This window comes from Hoeflea phototrophica DFL-43, assembly GCF_000154705.2.
In the GTDB taxonomy this organism is placed as follows: domain Bacteria; phylum Pseudomonadota; class Alphaproteobacteria; order Rhizobiales; family Rhizobiaceae; genus Hoeflea; species Hoeflea phototrophica.
Map to the genome: position 1 here is coordinate 2,493,994 of NZ_CM002917.1, position 19,693 is coordinate 2,513,686.

At 59.9% G+C, this 19,693-nt stretch carries 17 protein-coding genes and 1 tRNA gene; 11 read left to right on the forward strand and 7 right to left on the reverse strand.

Annotation, left to right across the window (positions count from 1 at the left end; all coding sequences use genetic code 11):
* The first annotated feature begins 28 nt into the window (after nt 1-28).
* Both HPDFL43_RS11890 and HPDFL43_RS11895 read left to right on the forward strand, forming a co-directional pair.
* A complete protein-coding gene (locus HPDFL43_RS11890; RefSeq protein ID WP_040450136.1) occupies nt 29-1,483 on the forward strand; it encodes a TrkH family potassium uptake protein in 1,455 nt (484 codons plus the stop codon).
* Nucleotides 1,484-1,571: 88 nt separating this feature from the next.
* Entirely contained in the window at nt 1,572-3,080 is a 1,509-nt protein-coding gene (locus tag HPDFL43_RS11895; RefSeq protein WP_007197591.1) for a methyl-accepting chemotaxis protein, read from the forward strand.
* A 66-nt stretch (nt 3,081-3,146) separates the two neighbouring features.
* On the opposite strand, the gene HPDFL43_RS11900 is transcribed toward HPDFL43_RS11895, so the two are convergent.
* Both HPDFL43_RS11900 and wrbA read right to left on the reverse strand, forming a co-directional pair.
* A tRNA-Leu gene (locus HPDFL43_RS11900) sits at nt 3,147-3,233 on the reverse strand.
* Nucleotides 3,234-3,446: 213 nt separating this feature from the next.
* Entirely contained in the window at nt 3,447-4,046 is a 600-nt protein-coding gene (gene wrbA / locus HPDFL43_RS11905) for an NAD(P)H:quinone oxidoreductase (protein ID WP_040449211.1), read from the reverse strand.
* A 196-nt stretch (nt 4,047-4,242) separates the two neighbouring features.
* Between wrbA and HPDFL43_RS11910 the strand changes: the two genes are divergently transcribed.
* From HPDFL43_RS11910 to HPDFL43_RS11945, 8 genes are all read left to right on the forward strand, one after another.
* Entirely contained in the window at nt 4,243-5,004 is a 762-nt protein-coding gene (locus tag HPDFL43_RS11910; protein ID WP_245271144.1) for a competence/damage-inducible protein A, read from the forward strand.
* A gap of 83 nt (nt 5,005-5,087) precedes the next feature.
* Complete coding sequence (locus HPDFL43_RS11915; protein ID WP_007197594.1) at nt 5,088-5,930, forward strand: universal stress protein; 843 nt, start codon at nt 5,088-5,090, stop codon at nt 5,928-5,930.
* Nucleotides 5,931-6,097: 167 nt separating this feature from the next.
* Complete coding sequence (gpt, locus tag HPDFL43_RS11920; RefSeq protein ID WP_007197595.1) at nt 6,098-6,595, forward strand: xanthine phosphoribosyltransferase; 498 nt, start codon at nt 6,098-6,100, stop codon at nt 6,593-6,595.
* A gap of 92 nt (nt 6,596-6,687) precedes the next feature.
* A complete protein-coding gene (locus HPDFL43_RS11925; RefSeq protein ID WP_007197596.1) occupies nt 6,688-7,875 on the forward strand; it encodes an MFS transporter in 1,188 nt (395 codons plus the stop codon).
* A gap of 243 nt (nt 7,876-8,118) precedes the next feature.
* Nucleotides 8,119-8,619, forward strand: coding sequence for an NUDIX hydrolase (locus tag HPDFL43_RS11930; RefSeq protein WP_007197597.1), 501 nt, complete (start codon nt 8,119-8,121; stop codon nt 8,617-8,619).
* 555 nt (nt 8,620-9,174) lie between these two features.
* On the forward strand, nt 9,175-12,966 hold the full coding sequence (locus HPDFL43_RS11935; RefSeq protein ID WP_007197598.1) for a vitamin B12-dependent ribonucleotide reductase: 3,792 nt from the start codon (nt 9,175-9,177) through the stop codon (nt 12,964-12,966).
* Between the two features lie 182 nt (nt 12,967-13,148).
* Entirely contained in the window at nt 13,149-13,565 is a 417-nt protein-coding gene (locus HPDFL43_RS21970; protein ID WP_156970265.1) for a hypothetical protein, read from the forward strand.
* Nucleotides 13,566-13,614: 49 nt separating this feature from the next.
* Nucleotides 13,615-14,702, forward strand: a protein-coding gene (locus HPDFL43_RS11945) for an IS3 family transposase (RefSeq protein ID WP_156970198.1) whose coding sequence is annotated in 2 segments (ribosomal slippage) — nt 13,615-13,870 and nt 13,870-14,702 — 1,089 coding nt in all. Because the reading frame shifts where the segments join, the coding sequence is not laid out codon by codon here.
* Between the two features lie 136 nt (nt 14,703-14,838).
* Here HPDFL43_RS11945 and HPDFL43_RS11950 read toward each other — a convergent pair.
* Complete coding sequence (locus HPDFL43_RS11950) at nt 14,839-15,216, reverse strand: DUF6481 family protein (protein ID WP_040449213.1); 378 nt, start codon at nt 15,214-15,216, stop codon at nt 14,839-14,841.
* A 207-nt stretch (nt 15,217-15,423) separates the two neighbouring features.
* Nucleotides 15,424-16,644, reverse strand: coding sequence for a glycerophosphodiester phosphodiesterase family protein (locus tag HPDFL43_RS11955; RefSeq protein WP_007197600.1), 1,221 nt, complete (start codon nt 16,642-16,644; stop codon nt 15,424-15,426).
* Nucleotides 16,645-16,813: 169 nt separating this feature from the next.
* On the opposite strand from HPDFL43_RS11955, the gene HPDFL43_RS11960 reads away from it, so the two are divergent.
* Nucleotides 16,814-17,032: an alkylphosphonate utilization protein gene (locus HPDFL43_RS11960; protein ID WP_007197601.1), complete on the forward strand. Its 219-nt coding sequence runs from the start codon at nt 16,814-16,816 to the stop codon at nt 17,030-17,032.
* Nucleotides 17,033-17,044: 12 nt separating this feature from the next.
* On the opposite strand, the gene HPDFL43_RS11965 is transcribed toward HPDFL43_RS11960, so the two are convergent.
* The 3 genes from HPDFL43_RS11965 to msrB form a co-directional block, all read right to left on the reverse strand.
* The gene (locus tag HPDFL43_RS11965) at nt 17,045-18,523 is read right to left on the reverse strand and encodes a protein adenylyltransferase SelO (protein ID WP_040450138.1); all 1,479 of its coding nucleotides are present in this window, start codon (nt 18,521-18,523) and stop codon (nt 17,045-17,047) included.
* A gap of 105 nt (nt 18,524-18,628) precedes the next feature.
* A complete protein-coding gene (msrA, locus tag HPDFL43_RS11970; protein ID WP_007197603.1) occupies nt 18,629-19,135 on the reverse strand; it encodes a peptide-methionine (S)-S-oxide reductase MsrA in 507 nt (168 codons plus the stop codon).
* Nucleotides 19,136-19,585, reverse strand: coding sequence for a peptide-methionine (R)-S-oxide reductase MsrB (msrB, locus tag HPDFL43_RS11975; protein ID WP_245271047.1), 450 nt, complete (start codon nt 19,583-19,585; stop codon nt 19,136-19,138).
* Between the last annotated feature and the right edge of the window lie 108 nt (nt 19,586-19,693).

Below are 19,693 nucleotides of genomic sequence, written 5' to 3' on the forward strand. Positions count from 1 at the left end.
CATACCGCATCAAGCTGAGGAACGCCGGTTGTACGGCCAGACAATCCGTTCTGCCATATCGATTGCAGCCACAGCAGGACTCTATCTGTCGTTTGCCATGCTGCTGCCAGCCGCCCTCGACTTCTACTTCGGCAATCCCGACTGGCAGGTCTTTGCGGCTTCCTCCTTCGTCGTCGGCTCGATTTGCCTGGGAACCGCGATGGCCACACGTGGCGCCCCGGCTCCCTTCTCACGGCGTCTGGGCTTCCTGGTGGTCAACCTGTTGTGGATCACCCTGTCGGTCACCGGCGCGGTCCCGCTTTACATGTCCTCCCTCGGCCTCGACATGGCCGATGCGCTGTTTGAATCGGTCTCCGCCGTCACCACCACCGGCGCCACCGTGATCATGGGCCTGGATGAGGCGCCACCGGGCCTGCTTTTGTGGCGTTCGCTGCTTCAGTGGATGGGCGGGATCGGCATTGTCGCCCTCGGGCTGCTCGTCCTGCCGTTTCTCAAGGTCGGCGGCTTTACCGTCTTCAAGATGGAATCCTCAGACACATCAGAAAGACCTTTCGCCCGTTTCAGCATGTTTATCCGGGCCTTTTTCGCCATCTATATCGGTCTGACCGCAAGCTGCGCGCTGCTCTACGGCGTGTTCGGCATGGGCGAACTCGACGCCATCAACCATGCCATGACAACGATCGCGACGGGCGGGTTCTCGACACGCGACGCCTCGTTTGGCGCATTCCAGTCACCCGGCCTGCTCTGGACCGCCACGATTTTCATGGCACTTGCCGGCCTACCCTTTTCCGTCATGATCCTGTTTGCGGTTCGTGGCCGCCTTGATGCGCTGCGCGATCCGCAGATCGCGGCCTATGCCGGTCTGATCCTTGTCCTCACCGTTCTGATCGCGCTCAGTGTTCGTCTTGGCAATGGCGAAGACTTCGCCCACGCCCTCACCCATGCCGCGTTCAACGTGGTCTCCATCGTCACCACGACCGGCTTTGTCAGCGCCGATTATGCCCTGTGGGGGCCGCTGCCGGTCGCGCTTCTGTTCCTGGCGACCTTTCTGGGCGGCTGCTCAGGCTCCACATCCGGTGGCATCAAGGCCTACCGGCTGGTCATCATCGCAAGCTCGGTGCGCTCCGGCCTGATGAAACTGATCTACCCGCACGCCATCCAGCCGGTCCGCTATGGTGCCGTGACGGTGGAACCGGACATGCAGCGCACAGTGTTTCTGTTCGTTTGCGCCTATATGGGAATCTGGGCACTTGGTGCCGTCGCCCTGTCCGCAACCGGGCTTGATATTGAAACAGCACTGTCCGGATCGATTACCGCGCTGGCGAATGTAGGACCAGGTATCGGCCCGGTGATAGGACCTTCCGGAAACTTCAGCTCCATTGGTGATGCAGGCAAGATGATTATGGTTTTCCTGATGCTGCTTGGCCGCCTCGAAATTCTTGCTGTTCTTGTCTTGCTTGCCCCCGCATTCTGGCGCGACTGAAAAGCAACCCTGAATTGCTAATACTTGTTCTGCTTTAGTGAGGCATTAACCACACTATGTTCTTCTGGGCTCCATACGGAGGACCGGCATGAACATGCACGCTGCAATCGAAGACTACCCTGAAGAGCATTCAGGCACACTGCCAACTGATAGCACCCGGCCCGAACCGGCGATGGCGCGACAAAAGGATCACGCCTCGCTCGAACAGGCCATGAATGTGATCGGCTCGCAGGTCGGCCAGTTGTCGGTCAACATCGCCGACACCAGCGGAATGGTCAGCGATGTTTCAGTATCGTTGTCACGCCAGGCCGACGAGTTTCATTCGCTGGCCGAGGACATGTCGATGATCGTCCGGTCGAACGAGACCGTTGCCAATGCCTCACGCACGGCGATCGTCTCCGCACGGGAAACCCAGAACGGATTGGACAGCACCACCAACAGCGTCAACACCATTCTTGGCAACGCAGTCTCCGACATCCAGTCGATGGCCACCAGCGCCAGCGAATTCACGGATGTGCTCAATTCGGTCTCTGAGGAGATCAAGCAGGTCCACGCCTTCTCCGAGGCCATCCAGTCGATTGCCACACAGACCCAGATGCTGGCGGTCAATGCAGGCATCATGGCCGCCCACGCTGGGGAAGCGGGCCGCGGCTTTGCCGTTGTCGCCGAGGCGGTCAAGCAGCTCGCAGACAAGACCGGCAATGTCTCTCGTGACATGGTCGAGCGGCTGCAAACGCTTCATGGAATCGTTGACAAGCTGCAAAAGAAAAACACAGACAATGCGGCTGTCGCCACCGCCGCCCAGCAGCGCTCAACCGAGATCGACGCGGAACTGAAGAAATTTTCCGGTTTCAGCGAAGGCGTCGCCAGCATGATTGGCGAAATCGAGCGCATCAGCGATCCCGTCGAGGAAACCACCCGCGCCTGCACCACGGTGCTCGCCAAGGTCTCCGAACTCGACCGCCAGGTTCATGACAGCGCGTCGATGCTGACCTCGGCCAGCGACAAGATAGACCAGCTGGTCTCATTCTCGGAAGATGTGATCGGCCATGTGGCAGAAAGCGGCGTTGAAACGGAAGACACCCCGCTGATTCGGCACTGCATCGCCACCGCCGGTGAGATCGCCGCACTGTTCGAACAGCAGATCGGTGCGGGCAAGATGTCGATGTCGGACCTGTTCGACGAGGATTACCAGCCGATCCCCGGCACCGATCCCGTCCAGCACATGACCCGCTTTGTCCAGCACACGGACCGGCTGCTGCCATCCTTTCAGGAGGCAATGCTCGATTTCGACCCCAGGGTCACATTCTGCGCTGCAATCGACCGCAACGGCTTTCTGCCCACCCACAACCACATCTACTCGCAACCGCAGAGTTCCGATCCTGTCTGGAATGCAGGCAATTGCCGCAACCGCCGCATCTTCAATGACCGCACCGGGCTCGCCGCCGGGCGCAACACCAGGCCGTTCCTACTGCAAACCTACCGCCGTGACATGGGCGGCGGAAACTTCACCCTGATGAAGGACCTTTCCGCACCGATCACCATCAATGGCAAACATTGGGGCGGTTTGCGCATCGGCTTCAAGATCAATGCCTGACAGCGGCAATCGCTGCGCCTTGCCTTGTTACCACTGCCGGAAAACGCGTTTCTTGATTGCTCTGATTGGTGCGGACGACGGGGCTCGAACCCGTACAGCCTCGCGGCCGAGGGATTTTAAGTCCCTTGCGTCTACCAGTTTCGCCACGTCCGCACGTCTCAGCCTCGGTAGCTGACCTGCCGGACACAGGCAAGGGGTTGTATGCGGGTTGACCACTGCTCCGCCCTCGCTCCACACCATCCGGAGACAATCCTGCGAGATAAAGCCGATACTGGCAGCCGCTGACATGCCGGAAAACAAGCGCCCCGCGAATTCAACACCGGGCGCTTGTAAGATAATCGCGGGATCCGGGAGGATCGCTTAGTATCAGGCGACCAGTTTGGCCGCGATTTCTGCCACGCGCTTGCCCTGGTACTCGGCGCCTTCAAGCTCCACAGCAGAGGGTTGCCGCGAACCATCTCCGCCAGCAATGGTCGATGCGCCATAAGGCGAGCCGCCCTTGACCTCATCCACACCCATCTGCCCCTGGAAGGCATAGGGAAGCCCCGCAATCAGCATGCCATGATGCAAAAGCACCGTGTGGAAACTCAAAATCGTGGATTCCTGGCCGCCGTGCTGTGTCGCAGAAGACGTCATCACAGAGCCGACCTTGCAGACCAGTGCCCCGGACGCCCAAAGGCCGCCGGTCTGGTCGAGGAAATTCTTCATCTGCGAAGCCATCATGCCATAGCGGGTCGGCGTGGCGAAGATGATGCCATCATAGTCCGCAAGCTCGGACGGGTCCGCCACAGGCGCTTCCTGATCCATCTTGTAGTGAAACTGTTTCGCCACCTCTTCGGGCACCAGCTCGGGAACCCGTTTAACAATCACCTCCGCACCACCTGCGGCAGCACCTTTTGCGGCCGCATTGGCCATTGCCTCGATATGACCCCAACTCGAATAGTAGAGCACCAGCACCTTTGCCATGTCAGTTTCCTTTCGTGGATTGCCGCACACTTGCGGTAGAGTCCGGATATGGGACCTCCTGCGTTCACAAAAAGACGCGCAATTAAGGACGGTTTGTTCATAAATCGGATCATTCTTTGACAAGGGCTTCTCACTTGCACTGCCAAAAAAAATCCGTTTAATCATCCCGTTCTGGGGGAGGAACAGAATGACGGAACTGACCACTACCGTGACCGTGACCGCGTCGGCGCTTGCAATCGGCGATGAACTGCTGTCCGGCAGGACCAAGGACAAGAACATCGGCCATCTCGCCGAGATGCTGACGGCTGCCGGGATCGATCTTCTCGAAGTCCGGATCGTGCCGGACGATGAGGCCCGCATCGTGGAGGCACTCAATGCATTGCGGGCGCGTTATGACTATGTGTTCACCTCAGGCGGCATCGGCCCGACCCATGATGACATCACCGCCGACGCCGTCGCCAAGGCCTTTGGCGTCAATTGCGGGCACGATCCCGACGCGCTGGCACTGCTGAGCGCGCATTATGCCGAACGCGGGCTCGAGTTCACCGAAGCACGCCGCCGCATGGCCCGAATGCCTGAAGGCAGCCGGCACATCGCCAACCCGGTCAGTTGCGCCCCAGGCTTCATCATTGGCAATGTCCATGTCATGGCAGGCGTTCCTTCGGTGTTTCAGGCCATGCTCGACAACGTGCTGCCCACCCTCAATGCCGGCACCAAGGTGCTGTCCGACAAGGTCAGCTGCCCCTATGGGGAAGGTGATATCGGCGACCCCCTGTCGGCCATAGCCAAGGCCCATCCCGACGTAAACATCGGATCTTATCCACGGTTTTCCGGGCAGGGATTTTCCACCGAGATCGTCATTCGGGGCCGCGACGAATCCGCCATTGGCGCCGCCAGGATCGACATCGAATCGATGCTCTCCACCATCAGGCCGGCTGATCTGACCGCCACCGTTTGACAAGGATCAATGCGCCCGTCCCAAGCGCAGCGCATGCTGTCGGCATCTGGATGTGAGTCCAACCTTTTCAAGGAGATGTCGCAATGGCTTATCACACGATCCTTGCTGTTTTATCCAGCGTGTCCGATGTCGCGCCGGTGACACAAGCCGTTGCCGGGCTGGCCGCGTCCGCCGAAGTCCATGTCATCGGTTGCCATGGCGAGCCCTCGCAATTCGTTGTGCTTTCAGCACCCATCGATGTCCCCGACGCCGCCACAATAGCCGCGCTTTACGAACAGGCCGATGCACGCATGCAAGAAATCGGCGACGCCTTCGCCAAGGCCTGCACGACGGCAGGCCTGTCCTATGAATGGCGGCCTGTCCGCTCTCCCGGCGGCGACAGCGCGATTTCGGCCCTGGTGAGCGCCCGCTCCTGCGATCTGGTGATCGTTCGCCAGGCTGACCGGGACGCCAACGAGGACATGGCCACCAATATTGATGCACTGCTGTTTGAAAGTGGCCGTCCCGTGCTGTTTCTGCCGCCAGGCGGAGATCTCGCCGCTCCGGTCAAGCGCGTTCTGATCGCCTGGGACGGTTCCCGCGAGGCTGCCCGCGCCGCCCATGACGCCCTGCCCCTGCTCAAGGCCGCAAGCGCTGTCGAGATCGTCGTGATCGATCCCGACAAGTTGCCCGACATCGATGCGCCATTGGCAGGCACCGACCTTGCAGCCACCCTGTCGCGCCATGGCATACATGCCAATGTCACGACCGCCTCGAAAGGTTCACACTCAACCGCCGAGGCGATCGCCGCCCAGATCAAGGCCAGCAATGCCGATCTTCTGGTGATGGGCGCTTATACCCATCAACGCCTGCGCGAATGGCTGTTCGGCGGCGTGACCCGCGCCTTCATCGAAAAAGCGCCGGTTGCGGTTTTGATGTCACGGTAATCCCTGCGCCGCTCCCAGCCGCTTGCTGGCCATCCGACAAACGTGCGGCCGGCAACACTTTGCCGGTAAGGCCTGACTTGCGCTCAAACCGGAATTCCGGTTAATGACAGCACCTTGAATGCTTGACAGCCCAGAGGCCAAGCCACGCAATTTCGAGGACTCGCACCATGTCTCTTCCCGACAAAGCCTTTCCGGTTTCCTGGGACCAATTCCATCGCGATGCCCGCGCCCTTGCCTGGAGGCTGAGTGGCTCGGGTCAGACATGGAGCGCGATCGTCTGCATCACTCGCGGCGGCCTTGTTCCCGCAGCGATCATATCGCGCGAACTCGACATTCGCCGCATCGATACGGTGTCGGTGGCGTCCTATCATGACTACCTCAGCCAGGGTGACATGAAGGTGCTCAAGGAGATCAATTCCGAGATCCTCGAGACCGAAGGCGAAGGTGTTCTGATCGTCGACGATCTGACCGACACCGGCAAGACCGCCGCGATTGTCCGCGCAATGCTGCCAAAGGCGCATTTCGCAACCGTCTACGCCAAACCCAAGGGGCGCCCGCTGGTCGACACTTTCATCACCGAGGTGAGCCAGGATACCTGGATCTACTTCCCCTGGGATATGGGCTTCGCCTATGTCGAGCCGATTGCCAAGGACACACGCGGCTGAGCCGGCAACAAGACGGGCTCGAGGCCGCCCCAAAGCCTGAATCCGAAGCGCCGGCGCGGTCCGGCCGCAAGCCGCTTGTTTTCATCTTTCTAGTGGTCACCATCGACATGATGGGGGTGGGCCTGGCCTACCCGCTTCTGCCCAAACTCATTCAGGGCGTGGGCAGCTACACCCTCTCCGAGGCCGCATTCTACAACGGCCTTATCGCCATTCTCTATGCATTGGCGCAATTTGCCTTCTCGCCCCTGCTTGGCAATCTCTCTGACGCCTATGGCCGGCGCCCGGTGCTGCTGACCGCGCAAACCGGTCTGGCGCTGGATTACTTCCTTATGGCGCTCGCACCTTCGCTGTGGTGGATCGCGGTGGCACGGTTTGTCTCGGGCGTCTTCGGCGCCACCGTTTCCACCGCCACCGCCTATGTTGCCGATGTCTCGACGCCTGAGACCAGGGCGCGGAATTTCGGCTTCATCGGCATGGCCTTCGGCATCGGCTTCGTGATCGGACCGTTTCTGGGCGGCCTGCTGGGGGAGATCGACATCCAGCTGCCATTTCTCGTCTCGGGGCTGCTGGTTTGCGCCAATGTCGTGTTCGGTTTTTTCGTGTTGCCCGAGTCGCTGCCAAAGGCCAACCGCCGCCCCTTCCCCGGGTTGCGCGCGAGCAATCCATTCTCAGCACTGCGCATGCTGACGCGATTGCCGCATCTCACGCCCTATCTGGTCTGCTTCTTCCTGGTTTTCATGGCCCAGCGCGGACTTGAAAGCATCTGGGTGCTCTATGCCGATTTCCGCTTTGAATGGGGTGTGCGCCAAGCCGCCTTCTCACTGGCCTTTGTCGGGCTGATGTACATCATCGTGCAGGGGTTTCTGGTCGGAAAGCTGGTCAGCCGTTTTGGCGAGAGGCCGGTGATCGACGCAGGCTACCTGCTCGCGGCGGCCAGCCTGCTGGTCTTTGCCATGACCGACAACGGATTGATCGCGGTGCCGCTGATCGGGCTCTTCATCCTGGGTGCGGCCTCGGCGGAACCCGCACTCAAATCGCTCTCATCCCAGGCTGTCGGCAAGGATGAGCAAGGCCTGCTTCAAGGCGCCATTGGCTCGGTCAACAGTCTTGTCATCATACTCGCGCCGCTGAGCGCCAATATGGTGCTCTCCAATGTGTCAGGCCCTTCGCCACTGCTGCCGCTGCCCGGGGCATGGTTTTACTTTGGCGCAGCGCTGTTCCTGATCGCATGGCTGGTTTTCAGGCGCTCCAGAGTATCGTCCGGCAAGACATCGGACTAAGCACTACACAACGCTGGCGCCCTTCTCGCGGCCACCAAACAACCTGACGCAAATCTGCGTACGCCATGAGCGAGAATGCCGCGAAAATCTGCAAAACAAGCCAGTCGAAACCGCCATCAAAAATGGTCGTAAACTGCTCTTGTGGAATATCCACACCTAGAAACTTTAGCCGGCTTGCTTTGATTTGAAGCAAAATCGTCATATTTGAATGCGAACATAGTCCATGGAGATGATTCGCCACACATGACCCCACTCGACAAACTGCGCAAGCTGCTGGACCTGTTTCGTCAGCCCAGCGAAACCAGCCGCCTTGGCCGTGGCAAGCCTTTGCGCCAGGCTGCGGCTGCCGTGTTTCGTGGCGAAGCCGAGAAGCGGGAACTGCTGCTGATCACCAGCCGCGATACGGGTCGCTGGATCGTTCCCAAGGGATGGATCGAAAATGACGAAGATGGCCCCGCCGCAGCCCTGCGCGAGGCCTGGGAAGAGGCGGGCGTGACTGGCGAATTGGTGTCGCCCCGTTCCATCGGTCACTATCGCTACGTCAAGCAACGTCCACGTCGTGGCGATGTGCTGTGCGATGTCGATGTCTATGAGGTCAATCTCAAGGAAGAAAAAAAGCAGTGGCCGGAAAAAACCGAGCGGACCCGGCAATGGTTTCCTGTCGCCGAAGCCATCGGCCTGGTCGACGAGCCCGGTCTGAAGGATCTGATTCGCGCCGCAATGGATCTGGGCGAAGCCGCCTGATCAGGCTTTCCGCCCTCCCCGGCGATGCTCACAAAAACTCTAGCGGCCATCAAAAACGGGCTTCAGCTTGTTTCGTTCAGGGCCAGTGCCTTTTGTCAAAAAGGCGTCAATTGTCCTCGTTTTCCACAATGCCATCTTACCAGATATGGTGTTCATGAATCCGTCACAAACAACCCCTTGACGCATCCGCGCGAGTCGATGCTAATAGGACAGACGTTGCGGCGGTGGCGCGGCTGGAGAGTTTCGAGGCCAGTCAAAATCATAGTTTTTCGGTGATGTATCTGTTTCTGCACACATCAGTGCGGTGAACGGAGGGGCGTGTTTTGCGCCGGAAAATTGTGCCGCAGCGCTGAGTTTGGGGCTGGCGTAAAGAAGCTGTTAATACTATATTTAGTGTTTGCAGCCCATCCTACCACAAGATACAGGATTTCTGGCGACAGGAATCACACCATGTGACCGAGTTGAACCGGCTGCTCAATGACTGGGCCGCCTGCGGGAAAGTTATTGCCGTATCGCAAGGCATGCGGGCGGCGTGGGACAAAGAAGAGAGACACAATGCGCATTGAACGACGGTTCACCAAAGAAGGTCAGTCTGCCTACGCAGATATCGAATTCCGCAAGGCCACAAGCGAGATCAGAAACCCGGATGGTTCGATCGTGTTTCGCCTTGCAGATATCGATGTGCCGGTTCAGTTCAGCCAGGTCGCTGCCGACATCCTGGCCCAGAAATATTTCCGCAAGGCCGGCGTTCCCGCGCGGCTGAAGAAGGTCGAGGAAAACTCGGTCCCCTCATGGCTGTGGCGCTCGGTCGCCGATGAGAAAGCCCTCGCAGAGCTTCCCGAAGACGAGCGCTACGGCTCGGAAACCGACGCCCGCCAGGTCTTTGACCGGCTCGCCGGCACCTGGACCTACTGGGGCTGGAAGGGCGGATATTTCACCTCGGAAGAAGATGCCCGCGCCTTCATGGATGAGCAGGCCTACATGCTCGCCACCCAGCGCGTCGCCCCCAACTCGCCACAATGGTTCAACACCGGCCTGCACTGGGCCTACGGCATCGACGGCCCCGGCCAGGGTCATTTCTATGTCGACCCGTTCACCGGCAAGCTGACCAAGTCGAAATCCTCCTACGAGCACCCCCAGCCGCATGCCTGCTTCATCCAGTCGGTCGAGGACGACCTCGTCAACGACAACGGCATCATGGATCTGTGGGTGCGTGAAGCGCGTCTGTTCAAATATGGCTCAGGCACCGGCTCCAACTTCTCGCATCTGCGCGGCGAAGGCGAAAAACTCTCGGGCGGCGGCAAGTCGTCGGGCCTGATGAGCTTCCTCAAGATCGGTGACCGTGCCGCGGGCGCCATCAAGTCCGGCGGCACCACCCGCCGCGCGGCCAAGATGGTGGTGGTCGACATCGATCACCCCGATATCGAGGACTACATCAACTGGAAGGTTAAGGAAGAGCAGAAGGTTGCGGCCCTGGTCACCGGTTCCAAGATCGTCGCTGCGCATCTCACCGCGATCATGAAGGCGTGCCTCAACTGCGAGGCCGACAATGACGCCTGCTTCGACCCCAACCAGAACCCTGCCCTCAAGCGTGAGATCAAGGCCGCCAAGAAGAACCAGGTGCCCGAGAACTACGTCAAGCGCGTTATCCAGTTCGCCCGCCAGGGTTACACCGACATCGAGTTCAAGACCTACGACACCGACTGGGATTCGGAAGCCTATCTCACCGTGTCTGGCCAGAACTCCAACAACTCGGTCTCGATCAAGGATGACTTCCTGCGCGCCGTCGAAACCGATGGCGACTGGAACCTGACCGCCCGCAAGGACGGCAAGGTGATGAAGACCTTGAAGGCCCGCGACCTGTGGGAACAGATCGGCCATGCCGCCTGGGCATCCGCTGATCCGGGCCTGCACTTCAACACCACCATGAACGACTGGCACACCTGCCCCGCAGCCGGCCCGATCCGCGCGTCCAATCCGTGCTCGGAATACATGTTCCTTGATGACACGGCCTGCAACCTTGCCTCGCTCAACCTGCTTCGCTTCAAGGATGCGGACACCAAGCGCATCAACATCGCCGATTACGAGCACGCCGTCCGCCTCTGGACGCTTGTGCTTGAAGTCTCGGTGATGATGGCGCAGTTCCCTTCGCGCCAGATCGCAGAGCTCTCCTACAAGTACCGCACACTGGGCCTCGGCTACGCCAATATCGGCGGCCTGCTGATGACCACCGGCATTCCTTATGACTCCAAGGAAGGCCGCGCCATCTGCGGCGCGCTGACCGCGATCATGACCGGCGTGTCCTATGCCACCTCGGCTGAAATCGCCGGTGAGCTGGGCGCCTTCCCGGGCTACAAGGACAACAAGACCAACATGCTCCGCGTGATCCGCAACCATCGCCTTGCAGCCCATGGCGAGGACAGCGGCTATGAAGGCCTGTCGGTCAATCCGGTGGCGCTGATCCATGATGAGTGCCCGGACCAGGATCTGATCAAGCATGCCACGGCGGCCTGGGACAAGGCACTCGAGCTTGGCACGAAAAACGGCTTCCGCAATGCCCAGGTCTCGGTGATTGCGCCGACCGGCACCATCGGTCTGGTGATGGATTGCGACACCACCGGCATCGAGCCTGATTTCGCCCTGGTCAAGTTCAAGAAGCTCGCCGGCGGCGGCTACTTCAAGATCATCAACAACGCGGTTCCCGAGGCACTGCGCACGCTGGGCTACTCCGAAGCGCAGCTGGCCGAGATCGAGGCCTATGCGGTTGGCCACGGCAACATCAACCAGGCGCCGGGCGTCAACCCCGGCTCGCTCAAGGCCAAGGGCTTCACCGACGAGAAGATCGAGGCGATCAACGCCGCCACCAAGGCAGCCTTCGACATCAAGTTCGTCTTCAACAAGTGGACGCTTGGCGAGGATTTCTGCAAATCCGTGCTTGGCCTGACCGACGAGCAGATGGACGACTTCGCCTTCGACCTGCTGGCCGCCATCGGCTTTTCCCGCAAGGACATCGAGGCCGCCAACATCCATGTGTGCGGAGCGATGACGTTGGAAGGCGCGCCGCACCTGAAGACCGAACATTACCCGGTCTTTGATTGCGCCAATCCTTGCGGCAAGGTCGGCAAGCGCTACCTCTCGGTCGACAGCCACATCCGCATGATGGCGGCTGCCCAGCCGTTCATCTCAGGCGCCATCTCCAAGACCATCAACATGCCCAACGAGGCCACCGTTGATGACTGCAAGAGCGCCTACATGCTCTCCTGGAAGCTGGCGCTCAAGGCCAACGCGCTTTACCGCGACGGCTCGAAACTCTCCCAGCCGCTCAACGCCTCGCTGATCGAGGATGATGAGGACGAGGATGACGCCATCGAGGCGCTGGTGGCTCAGCCCGCCGCCGCCCAGGCCGTCACCGTCACCGAAAAGATCGTCGAGCGGGTGGTCGAGCGGCTTTACCGCGACCGCGAGAAGCTGCCCAACCGCCGCAAGGGCTACACCCAGAAAGCCGTCATCGGCGGCCACAAGGTGTACCTGCGCACCGGCGAATTCGACGATGGCCGCATCGGCGAGATCTTCATCGACATGCACAAGGAAGGTGCCGCCTTCCGGGCGATGATGAACAACTTCGCCATCGCCATCTCGCTCGGCCTGCAATATGGCGTGCCGCTGGAAGAATATGTGGAGGCCTTCACCTTCACCAAGTTCGAGCCGGCCGGAATGGTTCAGGGCAACGACGCCATCAAGAACGCCACCTCGATCCTGGATTACATCTTCCGCGAGCTGGCCGTCTCCTACCTGCAGCGTCACGACCTCGCCCATGTCGACACCTCCGACTTCGGCAACACCGCACTCGGCAAGGGCATTTCCGAAGGCAAGGCACAGCCCTTCTCCAAGGGCCTGACCCGCGGCGCCTCGCTCAAGGTCGTCACCAGCGCCGGCGCGGCTGCCAACGCCGAACCCAAGGGCCAGGCCGGATCTGCCCCAGCCTCCGGCGCCTCGGTGATCACCGCCTCGTTCTCCGGCAAGGGTGCCGGCAACCTGGCGGTCAAATCGGAACCCGCCGCCCTCGACATCGAAGGCGCCACCGCCTTCAAGCGCGACTATGAGGAGCGTGCCGAGGAACTGGCTGCCGAAATCGAGATCGAGGAAACCCTGTTCTCCGACGAGGCCGCCGAGGACGCAGCCACAGCCAAGGCGGACGCCAAGAAACTCGAGGCCGACCGCCGCGCCAAGTCGATCATGCAGGGCTACACCGGCAACATGTGCTCCGAATGCCAGAACTTCACCATGGTGAGGAACGGGACATGCGAGAAGTGCGACACGTGTGGATCTACGAGCGGGTGTAGCTGAGAGACCCTTAACTTGCTCTTTGCATAGGTGAGAGTGCAAGGGGCGTTTACTTATGGCAGATAAATTTCTCTTCTGTTCCAATTGTTTCCGTGATCCGGGACTCCGGATCACGGCAGAAAAAGTTGGAACGAAGATCAACTCTAGATGCCCACGTTGCGATACCCGTAACGGAATGAAAATTCGTGCAACACGAGCCGAAAATCTCATTGTTGAATTTTTCTGGAATGGTAGTTTTTTTTCGGTCTGATTTTGGTGGAGCCCACCGGATTGTTTCTAACCCATATCGATACAAAGCTAGCGATGTTACTTTTCCTGAATGGTTGAAAGACGATGCGGGGCTAATCCAAGAAGCCCTAGCAATCGGATTTTTTCACTATGGGCCGCCACTTTGGCGAATCGGAGAAATCGAACCACTAATACAGCTACGCAATTCGGCGACACGTGAATCTGCCGCTAAAATTATTGTTCAAAAGTATCCATCAGAAGTTATTTATGAGGATTTTGAGTTCTATCGGCTTAGAACTAAATTAAGCGACGGAATGGAGCTAGACTATGGACAATATGACGCCCCGCCGGATGGTAATCCCCCCTCAAAATAACGGGCTTCAAAAGTAGAATTTTCTCGGCAATATGATCGAGGAGATTTCGATGAAGACGAGCAGATTTAGCGAACCACAAATCCTGGCGATCCTGCGCCAGGCAGAAGGCGGCGTCCCGGTGCCAGAGTTGTGCCGGGAGCATGGGATGAGCACGGCCTCATTTTACAAATGGCGGGCCAAGTACGGCGGCATGGACGCCTCGATGATCAGCCAGATGAAGGCTCTGGAAGACGAGAACCGCCGGCTGAAGAAAATGTATGCCGAGATGAGCATGCAGGCCGAACTTCTGAAAGAGGCTCTTGGAAAAAAATGACGCGGCCATCTCAACGCCGGGAGATGGCCGGGAAAGCAGTGGCGTTGCGAGGGGTGAGTATTGCGCTTGCCTGCCGCACCTTCGAGGTCAGCGAGACCTGTTATCGTTACAGTGCAAAGCTGAACGACGAGAATGAGCATATTGCCGATCTCCTGATCGGACTGACGAGGGCCAAGAAGACCTGGGGTTTTGGCCTGTGCTTCCTGTATCTGCGCAACGTCCAGGGACATCGTTGGAACCACAAGCGTGTCTATCGCATCTACCGCAAACTGGAACTGAACCTGCGGATCAAGCCGCGTAAGCGTTTGAAGCGGGACAAACCGGATGCACTGGCCGTCCCGGATCAGCCAAACCTGGTCTGGTCCATGGACTTCATGGCGGACCGTCTGGAGGATGGAAGGCAGTTCCGGCTGTTGAATGTCCTTGACGACTTCAACCGCGAAGGGCTCGGCATCGAAGTGGATTTCTCGCTTCCCGCCGAGCGCGTCATCCGCAGTCTGAACCAGATCATCGAATGGCGCGGCAAACCGATGTCGATACGAGTCGATAACGGCCCCGAATATGTCAGTGGTAAACTGATGGAGTGGGCCGAAACACAAGGCATCGCGTTGAGCCACATTCAGCCCGGCAAGCCGCAGCAAAATGCCTATGTCGAGCGCTACAACCGCACAGTCCGGCATGAATGGCTCGACCAATACATCATCGAAAGCATCGAGGAGGCACAGGAGTTCGCCACGCAATGGCTATGGACCTATAACAACGAACGGCCCAATATGGGCATCGGCGGCATAACTCCCGCACAGAAACTCAAAATGGCCGCGTGAATTCTACCGCCGAGCCCCGTTAAAAACGGGGGGATTACCCCCTCACCTGCAATTTCTAGCACTTAGCCTTCGGCTAAGACGCTGAAATTGCCTCCTCTCCCACAAGGGGAGAGGAGGAAACCGGAAAGCCAAGAAACTAGCGCCGCGCCTTGCGCGCCGCGTAGCGCTTGTCGCGCTTTTCCTTCATGGCGGCCATGTCGGCGACGGCGCGTTCGGCGCGGGCGGCTTCATCGGCCTCGCGGGCGATGGCTTCGGCGTGTTCGGCGGCGTAGGCCGCTTCGGCGTCGGCGGCATCCTGGGCGGCCTTGAGAGCCTGTTCTTCGAGCTTCACCCGCTCACGCTCGGCGCGGCGCTCTTCGCGCGCCTTGGCGATCGCCTCGCGTTCGGCGCGTTTGGCAATCATTTCCGGGTCATCCGCCTTCGGCGCGGCCTTCATTTTGTCCAGAAGCCGCTGTTTGGCCTCCATGGCATCCTGACGGCGGTCGGTGAAGGTGGTGCGTACTTGCTTTTTCAAACCTGATTTTCCTGGGTAGGGATCAATGCCGGGAACCCGGCAGGCCGCCAATTGCGGCGATCACCCTGCTGTGTGACGCCCCGGGAGCCATTGCGCAACCCTAAGGGCCGTTTTGAGACCAAACATTTCGCCGCAGGCCACACTCAGGCCTGCGGCATCGTGGCTGCCGGCGCAAAAGACGGGAAACCGCCGCAAGCTGCCCCGATGCTATTTGAGGCCCATGCAGCTTGCATAATAGCTCACGGTTGCAGGCCAGTCGGAGAACATGCCGGCAATGCCCACATCCTGCGCCAGCACATCGAGAACCTCGTACATCTGGCCGTCGCTTGAAATCACGTCGCTCACCGACTGGTAGTACCAGCCGCCGCCGCTGTTGAGCGGGCCGGAGCGTTCAAACGACCAGGAAATGATGTTGAGACCGGCCTTGCGCGCTTCGAGAGCGTAGGCAGACGGCACGATCTTGCCGTTCTCCACCGTGAGCAGCACCCAGATCGGCGGCGCGATGTAGCGAACGCCCTTGTCCGCAAGTTCCTGCATCGACGGTTTCAGGGTCTCGGGCTTGAGCGGATCAAACCCGTTGTCGCTGTAGCGGCCATCGAGATAGACCGCCTGGGCTCCGAATTCCGGCTCGTTTTCGATCCAGTAGAGAACATCCTCGAGATTGAAGGATTGCGGCCAGACATCGGAGGCCGGAATGCCAGCCTCCTTGTACTCGTCGATCATCTTCTGCGCGTAATCGGCCTGGGTGAAGCCGTCAAACGGCATCTCCACCGATGGCGATTTGAGCTCGGGCGTGAACTTGGCCCCAAGCGAGGCGATCAGCGCGATCGACTGCTTGTGGGTCATCACCGTGCCCCCGGCAGCGGCATAGAGATCGGTGCGCCATTTGGCGGTCCCGTCCATATACTCATCCACCGTCTGCGCCGCGGAATTGGCGGCATCCATCTTGCCGTTTAGCGTCAGGAACTCGTCGAGCGTGATGTCGGAGGTGCGGCACTCCGCCGATGCCTTGCCGTCAGCGGTTGCGGGAGTGAAGCCCTTGGTGCAATTGCCCGCCAGATCCGTGGCCAGAATGTTGGTGGTGGTGTGCAGATCGTTCTGCGCATGGCGGCAGACCAGCTCCTTGTCCCTGGTGAAGGTCACATCGCACTCGATGATCCCTGCCCCCATCGCCGCCGCCGCCTCATAGGATTCCTTGGTATGCTCGGCAAACTGCAGCGGCGCCCCGCGGTGGCCGATGGAAAACAGCGTCTTGTCAACAGGTTCGCCCATGCAGGCCATCAGCTTGTCCTTGAGCGCGCGATCGGCCATCTTGCCCACCAGAAATCCGGGGCGCGGCCCGACCTGAACATCGGAAGCTAAGGCAGCGCCGGCAAACGGCACGGCGCACAACAGCGCGGCAAGGGCAAGACGGGCGGGGTTTGACATGACGGATACCTCCAATGGATCAAGGCGAAACTGCTAGGCGATCAGCATTACAGTCATGTGTCAGGCGATGGCTTGGCCCCAGGAAAGGCACACACGCGGGCAAGAACCGCTTTCCCCAAGCATACACCAGCGCTACACCACCCGCACATCAACCCAGTAAGTGAGCGATATGAGCGACGAAACGCGAGACAGCAACGGAACCGCATTGGCCGACGGCGACAATGTCACCGTGATCAAGGATCTCAAGGTCAAGGGCACCTCGTCCACCATCAAGCGGGGCACGCTGGTCAAGGGCATCCGCCTGACTGGCAATCCCGACGCGGTCGAATGCCGGGTCGAGAAGATCAAGGGACTGGTGCTCAGAACCGAGTTTCTGAAAAAGGCCTGAGTGCACACCGAATCAGGTGCCGCAATAGGTGGTGTAGGCTCCCAAATCGGAAGGCGCGCCGAGTGCAAAGACCTCGAGTCCCGGCCTCTCGGTGAAGGGATCCGCCAGCACATCAACCAACCGCTCGAACGGCGCCAGATCACCCCTGGTGGCGGATTCCAGAGCCGCCTCGACCATGTGATTGCGCGGGATATAGACCGGGTTGGCTTTGTTCATGGCGGCAATTCTGGTCTCAGCGGGCGCATCCTCACGCTCAAGCCGTGACTGCCAGAGCGGCAGCCAGACATCGAACCCGGCGGGATTGGCAAACAGCGCACGGCTTGCAGATGCGTCACCTGCCACAGTTTTTGAAAGACTGCGGAAGACGCGGGTGAAATCGGCGTTCTGGGTCTCAAGCACCGAAAGCAGCCCGGTGGCAAGCTCCAGGTCCTCTGCCTCTTCGCGGACCATGCCGAGCTTTGTGCGCATGCCTGTGAGCCACGCACGCTGATAGGCTGCGGGAAAGCCGTTGATCACCTCGCCCGCCTTGGCCACCGCATCCTCGCTGTCATCGGGATTGATCAGATCAAGCAGGGTTTCGGCCAGCCGCGCCAGGTTCCACTGTGCGATCTGCGGCTGATTGCCATAGGCATAGCGACCGGTGTGGTCGATCGAGCTGAACACCGTTGCCGGATCATATCCGTCAATGAAGGCGCACGGGCCATAATCGATGGTCTCGCCGGAAATCGTCATATTGTCGGTGTTCATCACCCCGTGCACGAAACCGAAGAGCATCCATTGCGCAATCAGCGCCGCCTGCCGGTCACGCACGGCCGCTAGAAGCCCGAGATAGCGCCCCGGCTGCCCGGCAAGCTCCGGATAGTGCCGGTCAATGGCGTAGTCGGCCAATTGCCTGAGCTTTTCGGTCTCGCCACGCGCGGCAAAGAATTGGAATGTCCCCACGCGCAGATGGCTCGATGCCACCCGCGCCAGAACCGCGCCCGGCTCAAGCCCGTTCTGGCGCATGATGTCTTCGCCGGTTGTCACCGCTGCCAGTGCTCGCGTGGTCGGCACGCCAAGCGCATGCATGGCTTCGCCGATGATGTATTCGCGCAGCACCGGACCGATCACCGCCTTGCCGTCGCCACCGCGCGAGAACGGCGTCCGTCCGGACCCCTTGAGATGGATGTCCCGGCGCACGCCGCCAGCGTCGATCACCTCGCCGAGAAGCAGAGCGCGCCCATCGCCAAGCTGCGCCGAAAACCCGCCGAACTGATGCCCCGCATAGGCCATCGCCAGCGGTGACGCGCCCTCGGGCGCAGTATGTCCGGCAAAGATCGCAGCGCCTTCATCGCTGTCGAGCGCCGCCGGATCCAGCTGCAGCTCCTTAGCAAGAGCCCCGTTGAACCTTACCATCTTCGGAGCCGGAACCTCCGCACCCTTCCAGGGCACGTAAAACCCCTCGAGCTCCCGCGCATAGCTGTTGTCGAAATTGAACATCTGAGATCCCATGTCGCTGTTTCCCGGCATCAACCCGGCTCAAGCCGGCTTTGAAAATGCGAGCGACCGGCTTTCGCCGGTCACCCTAGTCCCGATCATGGGTGTATTTCCAGCAGTCTATTCGGCCGCATCCCGCTTCGGCAGCACCCAGTCCGGCCGCACGAAATGGCAGGTGTAGCCGTGCGGAATGCGCTCGAGATAGTCCTGATGCTCCGGTTCGGCCTCCCAGAAATCACCGACGGGCTCAACCTCGGTCACGACCTTGCCTGGCCACAGACCGGAGGCGTTGACATCGGCAATGGTGTCGACCGCAATCGCCCTCTGCCGGTCGTCCGCATAGTAGATCGCCGAACGGTAGGACATGCCGCGGTCATTGCCCTGCCGGTTGGGCGTGGTCGGGTCATGGATCTGGAAGAAAAACTCCAGCAGCTCCCGGTAGCTGATCCGGTTCGGATCATAGTTGATCTCGATGCCTTCAGCATGGGTGCCATGATTGCGATAGGTGGCGTTCTTCACATCCCCACCAGTATAGCCCACACGGGTCTTGATGACACCGGGCATCTTGCGGATCAGATCCTGCATGCCCCAGAAGCAGCCACCGGCCAGTACAGCACGTTCGCTCATTCAGATATCCTCCACCTGATTAATGTAGTCGCCATAGCCCTCGGCCACCATGTCCGCCTTCGCAATGAAGCGCAGCGAGGCCGAATTGATGCAGTATCGAAGCCCGCCGCGATCCTGCGGACCGTCGGGAAACACGTGGCCCAGATGGCTGTCACCATGCTTTGAGCGCACTTCGGTGCGGATCATGCCGTGACTGCTGTCGCGCAACTCGGCGACATTCGCCGGCTCGATCGGCTTGGTGAAGCTCGGCCAGCCGCAACCGCTGTCGAATTTGTCAGACGAGGCAAACAACGGCTCGCCCGAAACGATGTCGACATAGATCCCCACCGCCTTGTTGTCGTTGTACTCCCCGGTAAAGGGGCGCTCCGTGCCGTTCTGCTGGGTCACGCGGAACTGTTCGGGGGTCAGTTTGGCAATGGCGTCGTCGGTTTTTGCGAAAGTCTTGCTCACAGGCGGCTCCTTGAATGGAAGCATCATACAACAGATGTGAAAATGGGGCGGTTGCGGCAGAATTTCAATCACCGGCAATGTCACTTGGCGCCAGACCCCACTCAAAAG

What these genes read in the sequence shown, in the direction of transcription:
- gpt (WP_007197595.1), top strand. Translation starts at nt 6,098, where the DNA reads ATGTCTCTTCCCGACAAAGCCTTTCCGGTTTCCTGGGACCAATTCCAT.
- HPDFL43_RS11915 (WP_007197594.1), top strand. Translation starts at nt 5,088, where the DNA reads ATGGCTTATCACACGATCCTTGCTGTTTTATCCAGCGTGTCCGATGTC.
- HPDFL43_RS11965 (WP_040450138.1), bottom strand. Translation starts at nt 18,523, where the DNA reads ATGGGATCTCAGATGTTCAATTTCGACAACAGCTATGCGCGGGAGCTC.
- HPDFL43_RS11960 (WP_007197601.1), top strand. Translation starts at nt 16,814, where the DNA reads ATGAGCGACGAAACGCGAGACAGCAACGGAACCGCATTGGCCGACGGC.
- HPDFL43_RS11930 (WP_007197597.1), top strand. Translation starts at nt 8,119, where the DNA reads ATGACCCCACTCGACAAACTGCGCAAGCTGCTGGACCTGTTTCGTCAG.
- HPDFL43_RS11935 (WP_007197598.1), top strand. Translation starts at nt 9,175, where the DNA reads ATGCGCATTGAACGACGGTTCACCAAAGAAGGTCAGTCTGCCTACGCA.
- msrA (WP_007197603.1), bottom strand. Translation starts at nt 19,135, where the DNA reads ATGAGCGAACGTGCTGTACTGGCCGGTGGCTGCTTCTGGGGCATGCAG.
- wrbA (WP_040449211.1), bottom strand. Translation starts at nt 4,046, where the DNA reads ATGGCAAAGGTGCTGGTGCTCTACTATTCGAGTTGGGGTCATATCGAG.
- HPDFL43_RS11895 (WP_007197591.1), top strand. Translation starts at nt 1,572, where the DNA reads ATGAACATGCACGCTGCAATCGAAGACTACCCTGAAGAGCATTCAGGC.
- HPDFL43_RS11955 (WP_007197600.1), bottom strand. Translation starts at nt 16,644, where the DNA reads ATGTCAAACCCCGCCCGTCTTGCCCTTGCCGCGCTGTTGTGCGCCGTG.